This is a genomic window from Paenibacillus sp. J31P13, from assembly GCF_056269295.1.
Map to the genome: position 1 here is coordinate 63,283 of NZ_JBWDNR010000009.1, position 17,430 is coordinate 80,712.

Here is a 17,430-nt window from a genome sequence, read left to right on the forward strand (position 1 = left end):
ATCTAGCTGCAACTGCGAAGTAGAGAGCTGCGGGTTGGTGCAACGCAGTCGAAGGATGCTTGAAACTCACCTGGGAGCGGAACTTTGGAAGCAAGCTCAGCTATCATAAACAATGGCTGATCTTAGTGAGTACATGGTTACGATTAACCCTCGTCACAGGGTGCGTATGAGTCAACGTCCGGAGTTGACCATATTGCTTAAGGTGGGCGTCCCTGCTCGTTTACGAACGTATGGGAGTCAACAAGGGTGGTACCGCGCGGGTCTTTTATAGCCTGTCGTCTCTTGAATAAAGAGACGATAGGCTTTTCTTGTTGTCTACGAAGTGAAATGTTCAACTAGAAATACAAAAGCAATTAACATATAGAGAAAAAACGCTATGAACAGGAGCAGTAGAACAGTAAGCTGGCAAAGCGTATTCCAAATGCAATCCCTATTGCGGGATAAAGCATTTGAAGACGTACAGAGAGCTGCGGGGTGGTGCGACGCAGTCGAAGCTGAGGTTTGAATCTCGCCTGGGAGCGGAACGTTGGAAACGGGTTGATTTTATTATTTCGAATGGCAACCCCCATGTACATCGTTACGGCTAGCCGCCGTCATCAAGCTTTTAAGCGGGCTCGGACCCCGCAGCAAGCGGAATGCACCCTCTATGAGAGAGGACATCCTCGTCTTCTGCATCATGGTCCGGTCAATTAGAGTGGTACCACGGCAGCGTAAAGGCTCGTCGTCTCTTACAAGGAGATGACGAGCCTTTTTGTGTACAAATTTTATGGACTAAGGATTCATGGTTAGAAAATGATAAAAAAACCTTGGAGGTAGATGAACATGACAAACGAAATGAAAAAAATTCAAATTTTTGATACGACTTTACGGGATGGCGAGCAATCACCAGGTGCATCTCTTGATCCTGAGCGCAAAATCATTATTGCTCGGCAGCTTGGCAAGCTTGGAATAGACGTTATTGAGCCAGGCTTCCCCGTATCCAGTCCTGGGGATTTTGCAGCGGTACAGCAAATTTCTCGTGAGCTCCAGCATGTTGAAATTGCTGGTTTTGCAAGAGCGATGAAGATCGATATTGATGCTGCTGTTAAAGCGACGCAGGATGCGGCTCGCAGAAGGCTGCACCTTTTTATCTCCTCCTCAGATATTCATTTAAATCACCAGCTGCGTAAGTCTCGTGATGAGGTCATTAAAATTGCCCGCGATATGGTTGCTTACGGTAAACAGTTTGTTGACGAAATTGAGTTTTCGGCAATGGACGCCTCAAGGTCTGGTAAAGATTTTGTTATTCAGCTAGTCGAAGCCGTAATTGCTGAAGGTGCTACGATTATTAATCTGCCGGATACACTTGGCTATGCGATGCCGCAGGAAATGAGTGAACTATTCCGCACTGTGCGGAAGGAAGCAAGAGGCGGCGACACGGTTAGATATAGCGCGCATTGTCATAATGACTTAGGTCTAGCAGTCGCGAACAGTCTGGCTGCGGTTGAAGCCGGTGCCACTCAAATTGAAGTAACGGTAAATGGAATAGGGGAGCGGGCAGGCAACTGTTCGCTGGAAGAGCTGGTTATGGCAATTGAGACACGCAAGGATGTCATAAAAGCTGAAACGAATATTCAGATCAGTGAAATATATGAAACATCACGGATTGTCAGTCGGGCTATGCACTTCCCGATTGCTTATAATAAGCCAATTGTTGGCCGCAACGCCTTCCAGCATGAATCCGGCATCCATCAGGATGGTTTGCTGAAAAACCGCAATACGTATGAGATTATGGATCCTGAGGCAATGGGCATTCCTCGCAATATGATCGTACTTGGCAAGCATTCAGGTCGTCATGCCATCAAGCATCGGCTATCAGAGTTTGGCATTTCGGTTACAGATGATCAATTAAAGGATGTATACGATAAGTTCAAAGAAAAGGCAGATGCTCAAAAAATCGTGACTGACGACGAACTGATTCGTATTGCTGGCGAGATGACCGAGACTCAGCCAGATCCTTATGTGCTTGTTGATCTTCATGTTCATGCAGGAACACAACGCTCACGAACAGCAACGGTAACGATCCGTGAGAATGAATTTGGCAGAGAGCAATCCTATGTTGCGATAGGAGAGGGGCCGATTGAAGCCGTTATTCATGCCATACAGCAAGCTATTCCAGTGGCAGCCGAATTTGAAGATCTTGAACTGCATTCGTTATCGACAGGTGAGGATGCACATGGGGAAGCCGTAGTCAGTATCGTGCATCAGCAGAAACGCTTCCGTGGAACCTCAGCTCATAATGATATTGTGTTGGCAGCCGCGCAGGCATACATTGCGGCTTGCAATCAGGCTGTGATGACAACGGGAAGCAGAATTGTAGAGGCAAGTCTTAGCGCTGCTATAAATTAAAATGGTCTTGCTTCAACCGTATCTTTCTAGGGAGAGAAATATTTTAAAAACGCAAAGACCTGAATGACAGACACTTTCTTCAAAGTGTCTATCATTCAAGTCAGAGTCTCTTATTAAAAAGAGCAGCCTATTAAAGCGATTACGCTTAATTTGGCTTTAGCAAAACTTCAGTTATACGGGAATAGTGTGTGATTAGTAAATGGTTAAATTAAATTATTTAATATCTTGAATTGAAGCAAGAAATGCTTCGCGGTTTCTTCTGTCAGCTTCAAGAGCAGAGTTCATTACTTGTCTCATTGATGAGATCATCGCTTGGCTGGAAGGGGTGTCCCCATTAATACTTGCCAATGCTATAGCAATTGCTTGAAGCGCGACTGCAAGCGCACTTGACTGCTCCATAAATATGAAATTGTATGAATTGCCGCTGTCTTTAATTTCCGCCTGCGTTTTTCTTATTACAGTGCTCATCGTAATATCCCTCCATTTTTCATTATTGATAATAGCTATTGAACGGGTATGGTAGGAAGTGACTGTTGAGCCAGAGATGGCCCAACAGTCACTTTTGTTTATTTGCCCAAAGCTATTATTGAGTTAGGGAACGAAATTGATCAAGCGCTTCTTGGCGGAGTTGTTTTTTGCTTGCTAAGTTTTGTGCTAATAAAGCTGCATCGGGAGTCGTAGGAGTTTCTGGAGTAATCGGTCCTAGATAATAAGCATCTATAAAGTTGAACGAATTTCCACTTCTCTCAACCTCGCTCTTAACATTTCTCACGATTGCGGTGGATTGACTAGAATTTGAATTACGGTGTTTACGGAAAGACATGGTCGTTATCTCCTCTCAAAATTCAAAATAATTATTTTTATAGAATGATAGAATTAATGTCCAACGTCAGGTAGTTGTAGTAGGTGCCGGCGTAGTTAATCCATAATAATAAACATCTACATAGTTGAATGAATTTCCGCTTTTTTCAACTTCGCTCTTAACATCTTTCACAATTGCGACAGCTTTATTATTAGACTTTGAATTGCGATGGTGCCCACGGTGGTGTCTACGGTTGTGTCTCATGATTGTTAACCCCTCTCAAAATAAACATATTTTATTAATAGTAATTAAAGGAATGAGCCAGATGTCATCCTATTAATAGACATCCACGTAGTTGAATGAATTTCCACTTTTAATAACTGTGCTCTTAACATCTCTCACAACTGCGATTGCTTTGCTAGATTTTGAATTACGATGATGAGATTTACGATGGTTTCTACGATGGGATTTACGGCATGACATTGTCGATCTCTCCTCTCAAAATGGAATAACTGCTTTTTGAACATAATTCATAGAATCAAGTCCCGCTGACAGTAGGAGGAGAAGTACCGCCTCCACCATTGCTGTCCGATGTTAAGGGATTAGCAACGGGATTTGGCCCAGTAGTAGCGCCCTCGGTTTTTTCAACCTGATCAAAGTTGAATGAATTACCGGAATTCCGATGTTCCTTCTTTACATCTTCTACAATAGCTTTTGATCTGGACATATACTAACCTCCTTTCCGGCTTGATAGAGTATTCTATGATAGTTTGAACTAGGATGTATAAGCATATGGAGCAGGGGACATGCGGATTTTGTTTTTTTAATAGAGAAGATCCATCCTTTTATAGTAAGTAAAGATTAGTCATCGAAAATAGATTAGCAAATAGTAATGAGGATTTAGGATTGCTTCTTAAAAGTCAATTTTGATACTTATAATGAATCGTATTTCTTCCAATATTAGTGTTGTGCACAAAGTTATGCACAATAGAGGTCGATTTTGTGGATAAAATGGAAAAACCCGCGAAATAACAGTCTTTACGGAAGCTCAACATTGTGCGTAAAAAGGGGATATTATCTACGGGTTTAAATTGTGGATTCTGTGGATAATGTGCACAACTGATGGAGAGGTATGAGTTTGTACCTATATATCGACGAAATCCGCGAAAATACTACTATATCGATAGAGTGATATCGACAGAATTAACTAACAATTTATACAGAGATGTGGATATCTCTGTGGATAGTTGTTAGTTATTTTTTTTGCCTAAAATAAGCGAGTTAAGAAAAGAAATCGCCATATTGCGCTGTATTTGCGGTCACGCAAAAAAAATGCGCGAATTACAAGTAAGGTTTTCGGTGAAAAAAAGAGCCTAATACGTTATCGTAAAACTAAAGCGCATACCAACTACACAAATCTCACCTTAAAACGATTAGTTAATACGTTCGTTAAAGTGTGAATGGAGGTTAACCAGGGAATGGATAAGCAAATGGTCATTCAGGTAAGCTCGATCAGCAGGTCATATGGTGCGAAAAAAGCAGTAAATAAAGTATCCTTGCAGGTAAAAGAAGGAGAAATTTTCGGCATTATCGGGACAAACGGTGCTGGGAAAACAACGCTGCTAGAAATGCTTATGGGCATCCGTATGCCGGATAACGGCAACATCAAAATTTTAGGATTAGATGCACTTATGGAAGTAGAACGCTTGAAGGAATACATAGGTATTCATCTGCAAAGCACTTCCTTGGTCGATAAAATGACGGTTCGCGAGGCATTGGAGCTATTCCAAGCTTTTTATAATCGGAAAAATGATTTGGAATCTATTATTGAGCAGCTGGGACTTTGTCCTTACGCGGATAAGATGATAAAACGTTTGTCAGGCGGCTGGAGACAGCGTGCTGCACTCGCTATTGCTCTTGTAAATGATCCGAAAATCATTTTTTTGGACGAGCCAACTACTGGATTAGATCCGTTAACTAAAAAAGAATATTGGCTGCTATTGCGTCAATTAAGACAACAGGGGAAAACTATTGTCGTTGCTTCACATGATATGGATGAAATCCAACGAAACTGTAATCAAGTCGGTGTAATGCGTAAAGGCGAGCTTGTCATTTGTGATCAGCCTACTAAGCTAATTTCGGAATTGCCTGGCGGCGGCATGACAATGGAAGCTGTTTATATGTATTATGCAGCCGATGTTAAGGATAGCGTAAGTCTTAGAATTGGATAATTGACATCAGAAAATCTTTGAAAAAGCTTACGAATACTTCAAGGAGGGCTTAGAAGCACATGGATCATCGTGATCGCATCGAAAGTCCGTCAGTCGAGCGCAGAAAATTGTTAGAGAAACGAATGGAGATGGTCGGACAATTATTTCAAAGAATGAGCGAAGGGGAGAGTACCGACGAGAATAGCAATGATAGTAATCATGGGGATAAAAAGCGCATAAATAAAAACGACTGCAACGGCAAAATCAAAGCGTATTGGCTTGGACGACTGGTAAATATGGTTCAGCATATGTTTCCTTAAGTAAAACATTGTATAATAGAAGGATGTAAAGGCAGTGGAGGGAACATTGTGAACGATAGTATCTCACTCATAGAACAGAAGATGCGAGAACTGGTTCAGAGATGGTTTACATCTGAGCCGTTATTGCGTTTTAGCGAGCTTTTTATTACGGAGAAAATACGAGAATCATTAAAATTTGGACAAATGACTCTTATTCACTACCGTATGTTCGGTGGTACAAAAGAAGAGATATATGATGCGGCAGCCGCAGTTGAGCTGTTTATTTTGGCTTCAGATATATTAGATGACCTACAAGATCAGGATGCGCCAACGAAGGCGTGGATGAGAGTGCCGCAGGCTGCAGCGATTGGAGTTGCTTCCTCGTTATTAACACTTTCACAGCAAGCTATGCTTCATTGTACGTCAGATGCATACATACGAGTCGAGCTGGTAGAATTGATGAATCGTCAAATTTTACAGTCCGCAAACGGTCAAATGAATGACATTATGAATGAAATTATGGATGAGCAGGCTTATTTAGAAATGGTCAAGCAAAAATCCGCTTCGTTGCTTTTATTCGCATGCATGACAGGTGTAGTTCTTGCTGGTCATCCATGGAATCCCATTGTAGCTGAATACGCAATTGAAGTAGGAGTTGCCGCTCAAATACAAAATGATCTTCATGATTTATTACGTTGGGATGATAAAAGTGACTTTTTGCAGCGTAAGCATACGCTGCTTACTATATATTTATTAGAAGGCGAAGCAGAAGAGGATCGCTGGATACAGCAATACTATCAAGGGGATTTAACAATTGAAGAGGCGATATTAAATAAAGAGCGGTTCCAAGAGGCCTGTGAACGGACAGGAGCAATTTTGTATGGATCTGTCATGAGTAGAATGCACTATAATCGGTTCATCGAATTACTAGATACCATCCAGGTAGAAAGTCCTTGGAAATCGGAATTTTTGCAAATTTTAAATAAAGAAATTGCATAATAACAAACCGCGCAAAAGTCTTTTCGGTAAATACGAATTACTTTTGCGTTTGCGGTCCCTTTTATTCCTGCTATAGTATATTATGTGAGATAGGTTAGCAAATAATAGTAGAGAAGCGGAGGAGTTAAAATGTTGAAAGAAACAATTCGTCAGTTGGTAAGCAACAGTGCAGAAAAAATGTCATTGGCTATGGGTGGACAACCTCAATTAGCAGGTATTTCCGCAGCAGAACTAAAAGCCCTACAAGGCGAACTGAACAACAAGGACAAAAAGAGCAGCGGTTACGCTTACGTTTGGAGCTAATATTTAATTTGTTCGGAAGGAAGAGGACCTCATGAGAACAACATTACTTAATCGCATCATTGTAATCCTCTTCCTAGCAGTTTTTGTTTCCTTACTTTTTTATTTAACGGCAGTTACAGTAAGGATACCAACAATTGGAGCTGTTCTAGAGAATAGGCCAAACCAAAGTTACTTTGTTAAATCTATTGAGCCAGCAGGCCAAGCAGAAGTAAGAGGTATACTTGTCGGTGATCAAATATTACAAGTAAATAATGAACCGGTAACAGAATTCAAAAATGTCTTAAAATACAACTCTATCGAATATGCAGATAATGTATTGGTCTTGCATAAGAATAGTACACAACAGTTTATCTCTTTCCCTAAAGGCTGGTCGGGAGAGCATTCTGTTTGGGAACTAATGCTTCAATTATATATTCCCGGTATTTCACTCGTTATTTTTTGTGCTTTTTCCGGTTTTCTATATGTGAAAAGAAGAAATGACAAAGCAGCAATACTACTTATACTATTTTTCTTATCGATCGGGTTAAGTTATTATAGCTCAGCTGCTTCTTATCGCAGAGATCCTATGGGTATAACGACGATCTATCTCGTACTTCCGAATATTCCTTTATTGTTTATGAGCTTTATGAACCTGTATCTACAAAGATTTGAAGATCATTTCATTAGTAAAAAATTATTGCGCGCACTGTTTGGATTAATGGGCTTGGTGAGCATATTTAGTCTGGTTTATATTTGGACTGATCTATTTTCCGGAAAAGTATATAGCTACGTTGAAATGGCCTTTAGCGGAGTTGTGCTAATAGGTAATTTGATATGCGTTTCGACACTAATTCGGAAGTTCATTAAGCATAGGAAAACCAAGCTACATTCCTTGTTTACCATTACTTTAGTTTCGCATCTCGTTGCATTTACTCCGTTTGCGTTATTGAATTTACTCCCTCAAATATTTGGAGAGAAGCAGATATTGCCTGCAGCGTTTACAGCGCTCTTCTTATTCGTGCTTCCAATTGTTTATTTCTATTTATCTACCTCTAATCAACTGTTTGACATTGATTTTATATTAACTAGATTTAAATATTACACCGCTCTTGCATCAGTGCCGTCTATTATTGTTGCAACCTTAGTCGTGTTTGTAATATTAGGTGAGAACAGTCCGTCATGGTCCGCTTGGTTTGGCGTATTTTTTGTCGTCTATATCGGAATGACGTTGTTTTTATATGTGAAGGAACAAATTGATCAGCGATTTAGACCAAAACTCTTTAAAGCGATGTATAGCTATCAGGATAGTCTTGATCGTTTCTCACGAAAAATTGCTAGAGTAATGAAGCAGGGCGATCTAGAAGCTGTGCTTAAACAAGAAATATCTGAGCTTCTACCGGTTAGCCGTATTCATTTCTTAGTGGTAGAGCAATCAGAAAACTCGGTACTTCCGATGGGTGAACATCCGGAGGAGCTTATTACAGCGGAGTTTCTATTGGGAACAGTAAATTCGCTTCAGGTTGGAGAGCTTATTGATTTGCCTTATGGATTAGGGCTTGTCATTGGCCGGCAGAGAACGAGATATCATATTTTATGGATTGGACTGAAAACAAACCATACGCGTTTTAACTCTGATGAGGTGCGTTGGTTGAAGACGATGGCGAACTATGCGAGCATCGTATTTGAAAATTTGTATTTAATAGAAGGTTTGATTGAAGACCTAGAGTCAGAGGTGCGTAAAGAGCATTCCACTTCTCCTTGGGTACTGCGTCTATTATTCTGTTTGTCCGAGAACGAACGGAGAAAGCTGGCGGCAGACTTGCATGATTCTGCCCTTCAGGATCAGCTGCTTTGGTATCGGAAGCTTGAAGCAATCATGGTGGATCATCCGATTTCTAGTAAGCTTGAAAGCGAGCTTGAGGATATAAAAGAAGGATTGCTGGATGTTATTCATCAAATCCGTGAAACATGCAATGAACTTCGACCGCCGCTTTTGAAGGAAATGGGCGTTGTGGAAGCTGTTGAATCCATTATTGAGCATACGCAAATGCGTGTGAATTTTGCTGTGGACTTTCGCGCACAAACCATTAGTCGACCGCTCAATGAGGAGCAGATTACAGCTATTTACCGAATTGTACAAGAGCTGCTTCGTAATGCAGACAAGCACTCACAAGCGAAGCAGGTCATATTAGAGCTTGAACTGCGCAAAGGGACAATCTATTTCCGTTACCAGGATGATGGTGTAGGAATGGATGTTAATCAGATGAATGTTTCGTTTGAACATATGGGTTTATCAGGTATCAAAGAACGCGTGACGGGGCTTGAAGGTGACATATCCTTTTATTCACAACGCGGTGACGGCCTGGAGGTTGTTATTTTATTGCCAGAAATCATGACAACCGGCAGATCGGAGAGGGGGATATCGCGTGATTCGTATCTTATTAGTTGATGATCATCCTTCCGTTGGTGAAGGAACCAAGACTATGATTGAGCAAGACAGTGAGATGAAGGTGTCGGTCGTTTTATCTGCAGTTGAAGCATTGGATATTGTTTTAACACAGCAATTCGATCTCATTTTATGCGATTTAAATATGCCGGGTATAAGCGGATTAGAATTGACGAAGCGTCTCATTCAACAGGATCCCGAACGGAAGGTCATTATCTATTCTGGTTATGAGATAGGCTCACATTTTAACCTGCTTATTGAATCAGGCGTATCAGGCTTTATTTCCAAAACCGTATCAAGAGATCAGCTTCATAATGCCATTCGATGCGCAATGCGTGGCGATGCGGTAATACCGATCTCATTGTTGAAGCAGCTTAGAAGACATGAGGTCATGATCGGCCGTGCAGAGGTTGCGATTGAGGATGTTTCCATTAATGAAAAAGAGCAAATTATTTTGAATGAAGTTGCTACTGGAATTAGTAATAAAGAGCTGGCGGTTATGCTTCATGTTAGTCAAAGGAATGTGGAATATCAGTTGTCTCGCATTTTTGACAAGCTTAATGTTCGTTCGCGTTCAGAAGCAATCAAGGAAGCTCAGCGTTTAGGCATTATTCGAGTAGAGCAATTTTAAAGGAAGCTAATCTGCTGGAATGATAAACTAGAAAACGCAAACGGCAGGTTAAGGTTTTAATCCTTAGCCTGCCGTTTGTGTTATTTCATGCCTTTATCGCTAATATCAGCTTTTACATGAACTGCTCCCACTCTTCATATGCCGCAGCAAGAGAAGCTTTCAATGCTTCTATGGCTGCTTGTATTTCTTGAATGCGGATGTAGTCATTGAAAATGGCAGGATCAGTCAGCTGAAGCTCCAATTCAGAAACTTGCTCCTCTTGTGTTGCGATATCTTGCTCCAGCTGCTCAACCTTACGTTGTCTTGACCGCTCATCACGTTTCGCTTGCTTGCTCGCTTCGTAAGAGTTTGCTGGATTATTGTCGGAACTTGCTGTTGCTTTGGAACTCGTGGTTTGTTGCTTGGCTAATGCTTCGAGACGTTCTTCTTCAATTTCGCTTTTTTTCTCTATCATTTCGTCATAATTTCCTAGGAAATGTTGGGTTCCTGCTGGATGAAGCTCAATAATTCGTTCAGCCATTTTATTTAAGAAATAACGGTCATGAGAAATGAATAGCAGTGTTCCTTCATAATCCAACAGCGCTGATTCCAGAACTTCTTTGCTGTATAGATCCAGATGGTTGGTAGGTTCGTCCAAAATGAGCACATTAGCTTGAGCCAGCATTAGCTTAGCAAGCGATACACGGGCTTTTTCTCCGCCGCTAAGTGAAGATACTCTCTTCAAAACATCTTCGCCGCTGAATAAGAAGTTGCCTAGTACTGTTCGAATTCGCGCCTCTTCCATATGAGGATAGTTGCCCCATACTTCCTCAAGAACGGTGTTTTGTCCGTTTAGACGAGTTTGTTCTTGGTCGTAGTAGCCAAGCTTGACGTGAGTTCCGAACTGGATGGAACCTGTGGTAGGTTCATTTTGCCCCACAATAGCTTTGAGAAGCGTTGATTTCCCAATTCCGTTAGGTCCGATTAGTGCAACGGTTTCACCGCGTGTAAGCTTGAAAGAAACATTTTTGAAAATAGGCTTGTCATGACCAGAAAAAGTAACGGAAACATCATCAACAGAAAGAACGTCTTTGCCTGTCGCACGTTCGATTTCAAAAGAGAAATATGCTTTTTTCAAATCACCTAGCGGCTTATCTAAACGATCCATCTTGTCTAATTGCTTACGTCTGCTTTGTGCTCGTTTGGTCGTTGAAGCGCGAACGAGATTGCGCTGTACGAACTGCTCCAAGCGAGATATTTCATCCTGCTGCTTCTCAAAATGCTTCAAATTGATTTCATACTCAGCAGCTTTCAATTCCATATAACGGCTGTAATTGCCTGTGTAGCGCTTGGATGTATGGCGCTCGATTTCAATGATCGTTTGAGCAAGCGCATCTAGGAAATAACGGTCATGAGAGACGACAAGAATCGCGCCGGAATAACCCCTTAAATAGGATTCCAGCCATGTCAGTGTTTCAATGTCCAGATAGTTGGTAGGCTCATCAAGCATGAGCAATTCGGGAGCTTGAAGCAGGATACGCGCCAATGCCAAACGGGTTTTTTGACCACCGCTTAAGGTATCAATTATGGTATCAGGGGGGAAATCTCCGAATCCCATCCCGTGCAGAACGCTATTGATGCGCGTATTAATCTCGAAGCCGCCTTGCTCACGGAACCAGTCTGATCGTTTCGAATAGCGATCTAATGTATCTGCATATTTTTTCTCGTCCGCATGAAGAGCAGGATCAGAAATTTTGATCTCAAGCTCACGCAGCTCTTGCTCTGCTTCAAGCAAATGCGCAAATACAGCACGCATTTCAGCTTCAATTGTGCGATTGGACTGAAGCCCGCTATTTTGTGCCAGATAACCGATTTTTGTTTCCTTCGCCTTATGAATGGCACCAGAATCAGCAGACATTTCACCTGCGATAATCTTTAATAGTGTTGATTTGCCGGCACCGTTCACGCCAACGAGGCCAACTCGTTCACGTTCTTGAACCTGCAAGGAAATATTTGATAATACGACGTTCACGCCGTAGCTCTTCGTAATGTTGGAAACCTGCAGCAGCATTTTGAAACCTCCACCAAATAATTGTAAAGAACGTTGCTTACATTCTATATTAGTGTACCATAAACAAGCGCTAACATTGGCGAAAGTTACATAACAGTGGTAAACTACAGTTAATGAAATATAAAGATCGAAAGCGGAATAGGTGAACTCTTTGGCCGATCGAATGGAACGGGATAAGAAAGCTTACATAAGAAGAGAAATGACACAGAAACGAAATCTTGTAACCGCTGAGCAACGAAAAATTTGGTCAGAGGCGGCATGCGCAAAAGCGCAGCTTTTGCTGGAGAGTCGATCTGCAAGCTCATTTATGGTATATGTGCCATTTCGCAGCGAACTCGATTTATCGAAGCTTATCGAATGGGGATGGGAAACAGGGAAAACGGTAATCGTACCGCGCTGCCTTGCTGCTGATCGTTCGATGACCCTTCACTCCATGAAGAATTGGGACGAACTTTCCTCTGGTGCTTATGGTATTATGGAGCCGGATCCGGCTATTAGTCCTCCAATTGATAAAGATTATTTGATAGATACCATATTTGTTCCAGGACTTGCATTCGATCGCAGAGGCGGTCGGCTTGGCTACGGAGGCGGTTATTATGACCGATTTGCAGAGTCTCGGCAAGGGAGCTTGAAATCTTCGGATAGAACGTTATGGATAGGTACGGCTTTTGAAATGCAGCTTATTGAGCAAGTCCCGCTAGAAATTCATGACTTACCTATGGATGGAATACTAACAGAACAACACATATATAAGCTTTAAGCGATTTAGGACAGAGAGGAGGAAAAGCTATGGAACTAACTCATTTTAATGAACAAGGCCGAGCGCGAATGGTGGATATTTCAGATAAGGAAGTCACCTCACGAACCGCAATCGCTGAAACAATGGTTAAAATGAACCCAAGTACATTGGCACAAATAAAAGCAGGCAAGATTGGAAAAGGCGATGTGCTTGCAGTAGCTCAGGTTGCCGCAATTATGGCAGCCAAAAAAACAGCAGATTGGATTCCAATGTGCCATCCGCTTCCTCTGACAGGCATAAATATCGTTTTTAGCGATAATGGAACGGATGAACTTTACATAGAAGGAACTGTGAAGACGACAGGAAAGACAGGCGTTGAAATGGAGGCGCTGACCGCTGTGTCAGCTGCAGCCCTTACTGTTTATGACATGTGTAAGGCGATGCAAAAGGATATGATAATTGGTCCGACGCAGCTCGTATCCAAAACCGGAGGCAAGAGCGGGGATTATCATGTTTCGTCAAACCCATAAGAGAACGAGGATGGGAGGAATGGAAAATGCGGTGGAAAGTAGCGATATTAACAGCAAGCGATAAAGGCTCACGCGGAGAACGGGAAGATACCAGCGCGCAGGTTATTCGTGAGTTAATTGAAGAGGAAATAGGCGGGGAAATTGTTGATTACCGCATTGTTCCAGATGAGCAGGACGAAATTATGGCAGCACTTATTGAAATGACGGAATACTTCCATGCCGATCTTGTGCTTACAACAGGAGGAACGGGACTTGCTCAGCGTGACGTAACGCCGGAGGCTACGCTGAAAGTCATTGATCGCTCTGTACCAGGTATTGCGGAAGCAATGCGCATAGGAGCGCTGCAGAAGACAAGAAGAGCCATGCTCTCTAGAGGGGTAGCTGGGATTAGAGGAAGCTCACTTATTATTAACCTGCCTGGCAGTCCAAAGGGTGTACAGGAGAGCTTGATGGCCATTATAGATCAATTGCCGCATGCGCTGGGAATTTTATCCGGTCAACTGGGGGAACATAATCTATGAGCAAGGATCAGCATCGTTCAGATGAAGCAAGCGTACAGCATGGATCAACTGTGCTGAAGGAAGTAGCCGTTTATGATGCAATTGGTTTGCGATTGGCTCATGATTTGACACAAATTATTCCGGGTCAATTCAAAGGACGCTTATTCAAAAGAGGACATGTCATAACAGAAGCAGATATTTCTAGTCTTCTAGATATCGGTAAAGAGCACATCTATATTATGGAGCTTGGAGAAAGCGAGCTGCATGAGGATGATGCCGCTATTCGCATGGCCGAGGCTTTGTATGGCGACCAGATGCAGTTAACGGAGCCTCATGAGGGCAAGGTAAGCATAAAGTCAAAATTGCTTGGTTTAGCCAGTATCGATAAACAATTGGTAGATCATATAAATGATCTTGGTGAGATCGCATTGGCAACACTCAAGACCAATACAGTTGTTAAGCCCGGACAAATGATTGCAGCTACAAGAGCCATACCGCTTGTTGTGCCGAGGGTTAAGGTAGAAACGGTAGAAAGACTAGCTGCGCAATATCGGCTCGATAATAATGGTGCCGATCCATTGCATATTCGTCCTTTTCAGAAGTTTCGAGCTGGCTTGCTTACGACTGGCAGTGAAGTGTTTAACGGCAGAATTCAAGATAAATTTGGTCCTGCAGTTCAAAAGAAACTGGAGGAGCTTGGCTCAGAAGTTGCTGAACAGCGATTTGCTACGGATGATCGACAAACAATTGTCAAGGAAATACACTATTTGCTAGATCAAGGGTATGATATGATAATAGTAACTGGCGGAATGTCCGTAGATCCTGATGATCGTACTCCAGGTGCTATCAAAGCATCAGGTGCGGAAATTATTAGCTACGGCACACCTATGCTGCCAGGCTCGATGCTTCTCATGGGCTACATAAACGATGTTCCCATTATGGGCTTGCCGGGCTGTGTGATGCATGATCCATACACGTCCTTCGATGTTCTTCTGCCTCGTATTCTTGCAGGAGACAAAATCGTCCGTGAGGATATTGTTAGTATGGGATATGGCGGGTTGTACAGCTGTTAGTCGCGTATAGATCTCGAACGACAAAGGTTGATCTAGCGCTAATGATAAAGTAATCATATAGGAGGTTTATCTAATGGGTGGAATAGGTGCAACAGGTGTTATACTGCTCGTACTAGTAGCTTTGCTGCTGTTTGGACCAAATAAATTGCCGGAGCTTGGCCGTGCATTTGGTAAAACATTGCGAGAGTTCAAAGCTGGAGCAAGAGATATAATGGATGACGATGATCGTAAAGACCGGGATTCCAGTCGTGCAGAAGTGAATCGTTCTGAAAATAATGATAAAGATACTAAGCGGCTTCCGGACTAATCGGGCCCGCTTTTTTCTTGATTAAAAGGATGCAGCGTAAGGCGAAGGAGGTAAGCATGTGGGAACAGAATCAAACCCAAAAAATGAGCAGAAGTCTCGTAGAGGGCTGCTTCGCGAAGAAGGACTTATGCCTGTTTTGGAGCATCTTGGTGAGCTGAGAAAACGGCTTATCTATATTTTAATTATACTTACTTTAGGGTTAGTCGTCGGTATTATCTTTGCAGAGCCGGCTTACAATTTTTTAATGAGTCAGAAACCCGCTAATACGATTTCTTTACATACGTTTTCGCTTTGGGACGGAATAGGCATGTACATGAAGTTTGCATTTGTTATTGCCTTGACGATTTCGATGCCTGTTATTGCCTATCAACTGTGGGCATTCGTAAAACCCGCTTTGCGTAAAAATGAGCAGCGTTCCACGTTGAAATACGTGCCGTTCGCGCTTTTTATGTTTTTATTAGGTTTAGCTTTTTCGTATTTCGTCGTGTTTCCGCTTGCCTTCGGCTTTACAAGATCCGTATCGCAGCATTTGAATCTCGAAGAAACTTACGGCATTGCACAATATTTTGCTTTTATGTTTAATCTGCTGATTCCTATTTCTTTATTGTTCGAATTACCGCTGGTTATTATGTTCCTAACCGCAATCCGATTATTGAATCCGACTAGGCTTCGCAAAATGCGGCGTCTTGCTTACTTCATCATGATCGTTATTGGAGTCGTTATTACTCCGCCAGACTTCATATCTGACATTTTAGTAGCGATCCCGCTGCTTCTCTTATATGAAATTAGTGTGTTTCTTTCTGGAACGGTATACAAAAAACAGCTTGCCGCCGATGCGAAATGGGAAGCTGAATTTGATCAATCCATTGATCATGCATAAAGGAAAGAAGAGGATCTTGTTCCTCTTCTTTTTTTTCTTTTCTTTTCCTATTGACAAAATCAGGTGTGATGCGTAATATTTAAACAATCGTTTAAAACAGTTGTTTAAATAGAAAAACAGGAGTGGATAGATATGAAAAAAGCATTACAAGCCTTTATGAAGCGACCAACAACATGGGTAGGTCTTATTACTGCTATCATGTTTCAGGTGATTTTCTCGGTCATTTGGATGACTGGCTATAATGGAGTGACTGACCGTGTAGATCAGCTGCGCATTGCAGTTGTGAATGAGGACCAGCAAATGGGTCAGCAAATTTCCAAACAACTAGTTGAAAAGCTGCCTTTCGACATGACAGAGATTGCTAGTCTAGCGGATGCAAAGCAGCAGCTGGATGAGCGTGAGCTTCAAATGGTGGTCGTGATCCCATCTGATTTCTCTCAGAATGTTGCATCGGCAGAGAATACGGCTAAAATTCAATATCTCATCAATGAGTCTAACCCCGCACTTATTAAAAGCATCATGAGCGGAGCAGCTGCGAGTATTACAGCTGAGGTTAATGGGCAAGCGGTCTCAGGCGGTGTGCAAAATGTACTTGGCAGCTTGAATGTGCCAGCTGAGCAGGCAACAGCAGCAGCGCAAGGATTATCAGAGCGTGTAACATCTGATATTCAAACGACAAATGTTGTAAAGGGTATGAATAATCAAATGGTTCCTATGATGATGGTTCTAGCCTCTTTCGTCGGAGCGATGATAATGGGGATGAATTTCGAGCAATCCTCCATGATGATTAGCGGGACTGTCGGTAAATGGTACAGATTCGGTGCAAGAAGTATCATTAATATAATAGCAGCTGTAATCGTTTCTTTGGTTGGTTCTACTTTATTAGTTTCTTTCGGAGGTCAAATGGAGCAGGGCTTCCTTCATCTCTGGTTGTTCCAGTTGTTGTTCCTTCTGACATTCATATTTGTTACTCAAATGTTCCTTTACCTGTTTGGAATGGCTGGCATGTTGTTTAATATTATGTTATTGTCTGCACAACTCGTGACATCGGGTGCGATTGTGCCGCGTGAGCTTCTATCGGACTTTTACCTTAAGCTGGGAAGCTTTCTTCCTGCGACATACGCGGTGGAAGGGAATATGAATATTTTGTTCGGGGGACCTTCTGTAACCTCTGATGCATGGTCGCTCGTGGTTGTTATTGTAATCGCTTTGGCAATAAGCATGCTGGCTGTAGGGTTAAAACGCAAAACCAAACAACAAGCAGCGCCTGCAATCGCTAGTCAGAGCGCATAGT

Annotated in this window: 19 protein-coding genes; 15 read left to right on the plus strand and 4 right to left on the minus strand. The window is 42.2% G+C overall.

Annotated features, from left to right (window positions below):
• Positions 1 to 555: 555 nt before the first annotated feature.
• Both AC0YOD_RS23740 and AC0YOD_RS23745 read left to right on the plus strand, forming a co-directional pair.
• Positions 556 to 693, plus strand: coding sequence for a hypothetical protein (locus AC0YOD_RS23740; RefSeq protein ID WP_475801815.1), 138 nt, complete (start codon positions 556 to 558; stop codon positions 691 to 693).
• Between the two features lie 129 nt (positions 694 to 822).
• On the plus strand, positions 823 to 2,388 hold the full coding sequence (locus AC0YOD_RS23745) for a 2-isopropylmalate synthase (protein ID WP_475801816.1): 1,566 nt from the start codon (positions 823 to 825) through the stop codon (positions 2,386 to 2,388).
• Positions 2,389 to 2,601: 213 nt separating this feature from the next.
• Here the strand turns inward: AC0YOD_RS23745 and AC0YOD_RS23750 are convergent, their stop codons facing one another.
• From AC0YOD_RS23750 to AC0YOD_RS23760, 3 genes are all read right to left on the minus strand, one after another.
• Positions 2,602 to 2,856, minus strand: a complete 255-nt coding sequence (locus AC0YOD_RS23750) for a hypothetical protein (RefSeq protein ID WP_475801817.1) — start codon at positions 2,854 to 2,856, stop codon at positions 2,602 to 2,604.
• Between the two features lie 115 nt (positions 2,857 to 2,971).
• Positions 2,972 to 3,211, minus strand: a complete 240-nt coding sequence (locus tag AC0YOD_RS23755; protein WP_475801818.1) for a hypothetical protein — start codon at positions 3,209 to 3,211, stop codon at positions 2,972 to 2,974.
• A gap of 517 nt (positions 3,212 to 3,728) precedes the next feature.
• A complete protein-coding gene (locus AC0YOD_RS23760; RefSeq protein ID WP_475801819.1) occupies positions 3,729 to 3,917 on the minus strand; it encodes a hypothetical protein in 189 nt (62 codons plus the stop codon).
• Positions 3,918 to 4,668: 751 nt separating this feature from the next.
• On the opposite strand from AC0YOD_RS23760, the gene AC0YOD_RS23765 reads away from it, so the two are divergent.
• The 6 genes from AC0YOD_RS23765 to AC0YOD_RS23790 all read left to right on the plus strand — a co-directional run bounded on the left by AC0YOD_RS23765 (position 4,669) and on the right by AC0YOD_RS23790 (position 10,057).
• Entirely contained in the window at positions 4,669 to 5,421 is a 753-nt protein-coding gene (locus tag AC0YOD_RS23765) for an ABC transporter ATP-binding protein (RefSeq protein WP_475801820.1), read from the plus strand.
• Between the two features lie 59 nt (positions 5,422 to 5,480).
• The gene (locus tag AC0YOD_RS23770; protein ID WP_475801821.1) at positions 5,481 to 5,720 is read left to right on the plus strand and encodes a hypothetical protein; all 240 of its coding nucleotides are present in this window, start codon (positions 5,481 to 5,483) and stop codon (positions 5,718 to 5,720) included.
• 48 nt (positions 5,721 to 5,768) lie between these two features.
• Positions 5,769 to 6,698: a polyprenyl synthetase family protein gene (locus AC0YOD_RS23775; RefSeq protein ID WP_475801822.1), complete on the plus strand. Its 930-nt coding sequence runs from the start codon at positions 5,769 to 5,771 to the stop codon at positions 6,696 to 6,698.
• A gap of 129 nt (positions 6,699 to 6,827) precedes the next feature.
• Positions 6,828 to 7,001, plus strand: a complete 174-nt coding sequence (locus AC0YOD_RS23780) for a hypothetical protein (RefSeq protein ID WP_475801823.1) — start codon at positions 6,828 to 6,830, stop codon at positions 6,999 to 7,001.
• A gap of 31 nt (positions 7,002 to 7,032) precedes the next feature.
• Positions 7,033 to 9,429 (plus strand): ATP-binding protein, encoded by a 2,397-nt coding sequence (locus AC0YOD_RS23785; protein ID WP_475801824.1) that lies wholly within the window; start codon positions 7,033 to 7,035, stop codon positions 9,427 to 9,429.
• Positions 9,407 to 10,057, plus strand: a complete 651-nt coding sequence (locus AC0YOD_RS23790) for a response regulator (protein WP_475801825.1) — start codon at positions 9,407 to 9,409, stop codon at positions 10,055 to 10,057. The genes AC0YOD_RS23785 and AC0YOD_RS23790 overlap by 23 nt, the downstream gene beginning before the upstream one ends.
• Before the next feature lie 112 nt (positions 10,058 to 10,169).
• On the opposite strand, the gene AC0YOD_RS23795 is transcribed toward AC0YOD_RS23790, so the two are convergent.
• On the minus strand, positions 10,170 to 12,107 hold the full coding sequence (locus tag AC0YOD_RS23795) for an ABC-F family ATP-binding cassette domain-containing protein (protein WP_475801826.1): 1,938 nt from the start codon (positions 12,105 to 12,107) through the stop codon (positions 10,170 to 10,172).
• A 163-nt stretch (positions 12,108 to 12,270) separates the two neighbouring features.
• Between AC0YOD_RS23795 and AC0YOD_RS23800 the strand changes: the two genes are divergently transcribed.
• The 7 genes from AC0YOD_RS23800 (at position 12,271) to AC0YOD_RS23830 (ending at position 17,429) form a co-directional block, all read left to right on the plus strand.
• Complete coding sequence (locus AC0YOD_RS23800) at positions 12,271 to 12,867, plus strand: 5-formyltetrahydrofolate cyclo-ligase (protein WP_475801893.1); 597 nt, start codon at positions 12,271 to 12,273, stop codon at positions 12,865 to 12,867.
• 29 nt (positions 12,868 to 12,896) lie between these two features.
• Complete coding sequence (moaC, locus tag AC0YOD_RS23805; RefSeq protein ID WP_475801827.1) at positions 12,897 to 13,376, plus strand: cyclic pyranopterin monophosphate synthase MoaC; 480 nt, start codon at positions 12,897 to 12,899, stop codon at positions 13,374 to 13,376.
• A 26-nt stretch (positions 13,377 to 13,402) separates the two neighbouring features.
• Complete coding sequence (locus tag AC0YOD_RS23810; protein ID WP_475801828.1) at positions 13,403 to 13,897, plus strand: MogA/MoaB family molybdenum cofactor biosynthesis protein; 495 nt, start codon at positions 13,403 to 13,405, stop codon at positions 13,895 to 13,897.
• Positions 13,894 to 14,949: a molybdopterin-binding protein gene (locus AC0YOD_RS23815; RefSeq protein WP_475801829.1), complete on the plus strand. Its 1,056-nt coding sequence runs from the start codon at positions 13,894 to 13,896 to the stop codon at positions 14,947 to 14,949. The genes AC0YOD_RS23810 and AC0YOD_RS23815 overlap by 4 nt, the downstream gene beginning before the upstream one ends.
• 73 nt (positions 14,950 to 15,022) lie before the next feature.
• Complete coding sequence (tatA, locus tag AC0YOD_RS23820) at positions 15,023 to 15,256, plus strand: twin-arginine translocase TatA/TatE family subunit (RefSeq protein WP_475801830.1); 234 nt, start codon at positions 15,023 to 15,025, stop codon at positions 15,254 to 15,256.
• A 127-nt stretch (positions 15,257 to 15,383) separates the two neighbouring features.
• Positions 15,384 to 16,136, plus strand: a complete 753-nt coding sequence (tatC, locus tag AC0YOD_RS23825; RefSeq protein ID WP_475801894.1) for a twin-arginine translocase subunit TatC — start codon at positions 15,384 to 15,386, stop codon at positions 16,134 to 16,136.
• A 132-nt stretch (positions 16,137 to 16,268) separates the two neighbouring features.
• Entirely contained in the window at positions 16,269 to 17,429 is a 1,161-nt protein-coding gene (locus tag AC0YOD_RS23830; RefSeq protein WP_475801831.1) for a YhgE/Pip domain-containing protein, read from the plus strand.
• The last annotated feature ends 1 nt before the right edge of the window (position 17,430 follow it).

What these genes read in the sequence shown, in the direction of transcription:
- AC0YOD_RS23795 (WP_475801826.1), bottom strand. Translation starts at nt 12,107, where the DNA reads ATGCTGCTGCAGGTTTCCAACATTACGAAGAGCTACGGCGTGAACGTC.
- AC0YOD_RS23815 (WP_475801829.1), top strand. Translation starts at nt 13,894, where the DNA reads ATGAGCAAGGATCAGCATCGTTCAGATGAAGCAAGCGTACAGCATGGA.
- AC0YOD_RS23755 (WP_475801818.1), bottom strand. Translation starts at nt 3,211, where the DNA reads ATGTCTTTCCGTAAACACCGTAATTCAAATTCTAGTCAATCCACCGCA.
- AC0YOD_RS23765 (WP_475801820.1), top strand. Translation starts at nt 4,669, where the DNA reads ATGGATAAGCAAATGGTCATTCAGGTAAGCTCGATCAGCAGGTCATAT.
- AC0YOD_RS23800 (WP_475801893.1), top strand. Translation starts at nt 12,271, where the DNA reads ATGGAACGGGATAAGAAAGCTTACATAAGAAGAGAAATGACACAGAAA.
- AC0YOD_RS23740 (WP_475801815.1), top strand. Translation starts at nt 556, where the DNA reads ATGGCAACCCCCATGTACATCGTTACGGCTAGCCGCCGTCATCAAGCT.
- AC0YOD_RS23770 (WP_475801821.1), top strand. Translation starts at nt 5,481, where the DNA reads ATGGATCATCGTGATCGCATCGAAAGTCCGTCAGTCGAGCGCAGAAAA.
- AC0YOD_RS23785 (WP_475801824.1), top strand. Translation starts at nt 7,033, where the DNA reads ATGAGAACAACATTACTTAATCGCATCATTGTAATCCTCTTCCTAGCA.
- tatA (WP_475801830.1), top strand. Translation starts at nt 15,023, where the DNA reads ATGGGTGGAATAGGTGCAACAGGTGTTATACTGCTCGTACTAGTAGCT.
- AC0YOD_RS23745 (WP_475801816.1), top strand. Translation starts at nt 823, where the DNA reads ATGACAAACGAAATGAAAAAAATTCAAATTTTTGATACGACTTTACGG.
- AC0YOD_RS23780 (WP_475801823.1), top strand. Translation starts at nt 6,828, where the DNA reads ATGTTGAAAGAAACAATTCGTCAGTTGGTAAGCAACAGTGCAGAAAAA.
- AC0YOD_RS23760 (WP_475801819.1), bottom strand. Translation starts at nt 3,917, where the DNA reads ATGTCCAGATCAAAAGCTATTGTAGAAGATGTAAAGAAGGAACATCGG.
- AC0YOD_RS23830 (WP_475801831.1), top strand. Translation starts at nt 16,269, where the DNA reads ATGAAAAAAGCATTACAAGCCTTTATGAAGCGACCAACAACATGGGTA.
- moaC (WP_475801827.1), top strand. Translation starts at nt 12,897, where the DNA reads ATGGAACTAACTCATTTTAATGAACAAGGCCGAGCGCGAATGGTGGAT.
- AC0YOD_RS23750 (WP_475801817.1), bottom strand. Translation starts at nt 2,856, where the DNA reads ATGAGCACTGTAATAAGAAAAACGCAGGCGGAAATTAAAGACAGCGGC.
- tatC (WP_475801894.1), top strand. Translation starts at nt 15,384, where the DNA reads ATGCCTGTTTTGGAGCATCTTGGTGAGCTGAGAAAACGGCTTATCTAT.
- AC0YOD_RS23810 (WP_475801828.1), top strand. Translation starts at nt 13,403, where the DNA reads ATGCGGTGGAAAGTAGCGATATTAACAGCAAGCGATAAAGGCTCACGC.